The organism is Pseudomonas sp. NBRC 111127, assembly GCF_001320345.1.
In the GTDB taxonomy this organism is placed as follows: Bacteria; Pseudomonadota; Gammaproteobacteria; order Pseudomonadales; family Pseudomonadaceae; genus Aquipseudomonas; species Aquipseudomonas juntendi.
Map to the genome: position 1 here is coordinate 1 of NZ_BCBD01000269.1, position 3,075 is coordinate 3,075.

The window sequence follows — 3,075 nt, forward strand, 5'->3', positions numbered from 1 at the left end:
GCCTGGGCGAACAGGCCGGTGGCCAGGTACATAGCTGCGGTGCCCATGCCGGGGCTTGGGCACCCGTGTCGCAGGTGCCACGCCGCGATGGCAGTCATGGCCACTTTCCACACCTGGTCGACCGCGCCAAACCCGGTTTCATTGCGGTACGCAGCGATGGCCGGCGCTTCGCCAACGAGGCCGATTGCTACCACGACTTCATGAATGCATTGTTCGCCGCCACGCCGCAGAGCGAGCCGGCGCAGGCCTGGCTGATCTGCGACCATGCCGCGCAACGGCGCTATGGCATTGGCTGGGCCAAACCCTTTCCGTTCCCCACCCGCATCTACCAACGCTGTGGCTACTTGCACAAGGGCGACAGCCTGGCCCAACTGGCACAGCGCTGTGGCATCGATGCGGCGCAGTTGCAGTGCACGGTGGCGGCGTTCAACCAGCATGCGGCCCAGGGCCTGGACCCCGTTTACGGCCGCGGCGTGTCAGCCTATAACCGCGCCCAAGGGGAACCGTTGCACGGGCCCAACCCCTCGCTACGGCCCCTGCTGAACGGGCCGTTCTACGCGGTCAAGCTGTTGCCCGGCAGCCTTGGCACGTTTGCCGGCCTGGCGACAGACGCAGCGGCCCGGGTGCTGAACGAGCAGGCGCAGCCTATTCCCGGGCTGTATGCGGTGGGCAACGATATGCACAGCGTGATGGGCGGGCACTACCCGAGCGGCGGTATTACCCTGGGGCCGGGCATGACCTTTGGCTATATCGCTGGCATGGCGTTGAGCAGTTCCGGGGCGGGTTTGCCCGACCTGCTGCATCCCTTGCCAGCGCCATCCAACGCTGTCTAAAGCCGCTATCAGGCGAAGCGGGCCCGCGCCGCATGCAGCTTCTTGTAGCTCTCGATCAACCGCAGGTGCCGGTCGAGGCCTTCGAGCTTCATGCTGGTCGGGGTCAGGCCATGGAAGCGGACGCTACCGTCAACCGAGCCCAGCACCGCGTCCATGCGCGCATTGCCGAACATGCGGCGGAAGTTGGCCTCGTAGTCGCCCAGCTCCAGTTCGTCATCCAGTTGCACCTCCAGCACCACATTCAGCGCCTGGTAGAACAGGCCACGTTCGACGGTGTTGTCGTTGAACTGCAAGAACGCCTCGACCAGCTCCTTGGCATCTTCGAAGCGCTGTACGGCCAGGCAGATCAGCAGCTTGAGTTCAAGAATGGTCAGCTGGCCCCAGGCGGTGTTTTCGTCGAACTCCACGCCGATCAGCGTGGTGATGGTGGTGTAGTCATCGACATCGCAGTTGTCCAGGCGCTTGAGCAGCAGTTTCAGCGAGCGGCTGTCGAGGCTGTGCAGGTTGAGGATGTCGGCACGGAACGCCAGGGCGCGGTTGGTGTTGTCCCAGATCAGGTCTTCGACCGGGTAGATCTCGGAATAACCCGGCACCAGGATACGGCAGGCTGTGGCGCCCAGGTTGTCGTACACCGCCATGTACACTTCCTTGCCCATGTCTTCCAGAATGCCGAACAGCGTGGCGGCCTCCTGCTGGTTGGAGTCTGCGCCGTGGCCAGAGAAGTCCCACTCGACGAACTCGAAGTCGGCCTTGGCGCTGAAGAAACGCCACGACACCACCCCGCTGGAATCGATGAAGTGTTCGACGAAGTTGTTCGGTTCGGTCAGCGCATGGCTTTCGAAGGTCGGTTGCGGCAGGTCGTTCAGGCCCTCGAAGCTGCGCCCCTGCAGCAGTTCGGTAAGGCTGCGTTCCAGCGCCACTTCCAGGCTTGGGTGGGCACCGAACGAAGCGAAAACGCCACCGGTGCGGGGGTTCATCAGGGTCACGCACATGACCGGGAACTCCCCCCCCAGCGAGGCATCCTTGACCAATACCGGGAAGCCCTGCGCTTCCAGGCCCTGGATACCCGCGAGGATGGCCGGGTACTTGGCCAGGACTTCGTGCGGCACATCCGGCAGGCACAATTCGCCTTCGAGGATTTCACGCTTCACCGCCCGCTCGAAGATTTCCGACAGGCACTGCACCTGCGCCTCGGCCAGGGTGTTGCCAGCGCTCATGCCGTTGCTGAGGAACAGGTTTTCGATCAGGTTGGACGGGAAGTACACCACTTGCTGGTCAGACTGGCGCACGAACGGCAGCGAGCAGATCCCGCGCGCCGTGTTGCCCGAGTTGGTGTCGTACAGGTGAGAGCCGCGCAGCTCGCCGTCGGGGTTGTAGATTTCCAGGCAATGCGCATCGAGAATCTCGGCCGGCAGCGCGTCGCGCGGGCCGGGCTTGAACCACTGCTCGTCGGGGTAATGCACGAACGCGGCATTGGCCAGGTCTTCGCCCCAGAACTGGTCGTTGTAGAAGAAATTGCAGTTCAGCCGTTCGATGAACTCGCCCAGCGCCGAGGCCAGTGCGGCCTCCTTGGTAGCGCCCTTGCCGTTGGTGAAGCACATGGGCGACTGCGCGTCGCGAACGTGCAGCGACCACACATTGGGGACGATATTGCGCCATGAGGCGATCTCGATCTTCATCCCCAGCCCGGCGAGAATGCCCGACATGTTGGCGATGGTCTGCTCCAGCGGCAGGTCCTTGCCGGGGATGCAGGTGCTGGTATCGGACACCGGCATCAGCAGGCCCTGCGCATCGGCGTCGAGGTTGTCGACCACCTCGATGACGAACTCCGGGCCGGTCTGCACCACTTTCTTCACCGTGCAGCGGTCGATGGAACGCAGGATACCCTGGCGGTCCTTTTCGGAAATGTCCTCGGGCAGTTCCACCTGGATCTTGAAGATCTGGTTGTAGCGGTTTTCCGGGTCGACAATGTTGTTCTGCGACAGGCGGATGTTTTCTGTCGGTATGTCGCGGGTCTGGCAGTAAAGCTTGACGAAGTAAGCCGCACACAAGGCCGAAGACGCCAGGAAGTAATCGAACGGGCCCGGGGCCGAACCATCGCCTTTGTAGCGGATCGGCTGGTCGGCGATCACCGTGAAGTCGTCGAACTTCGCTTCGAGGCGCAGATTGTCGAGAAAGTTAACCTTGATTTCCATGCGGGATTACCGTGATTTAAGCGTGCAAGACGAAATTGGCCGGCATT

The 3,075-nt window shown here is 62.7% G+C and carries 2 protein-coding genes; one reads left to right on the top strand and one right to left on the bottom strand.

The window, feature by feature from the left end; translation table 11 throughout:
- Positions 1-833: FAD-binding protein (locus tag APH30_RS26580; RefSeq protein WP_156326726.1), on the top strand; the 833-nt coding region annotated here is incomplete at its 5' end.
- A gap of 8 nt (positions 834-841) precedes the next feature.
- On the opposite strand, the gene APH30_RS26585 is transcribed toward APH30_RS26580, so the two are convergent.
- Entirely contained in the window at positions 842-3,028 is a 2,187-nt protein-coding gene (locus APH30_RS26585) for an OsmC domain/YcaO domain-containing protein (protein WP_054914201.1), read from the bottom strand.
- Between the last annotated feature and the right edge of the window lie 47 nt (positions 3,029-3,075).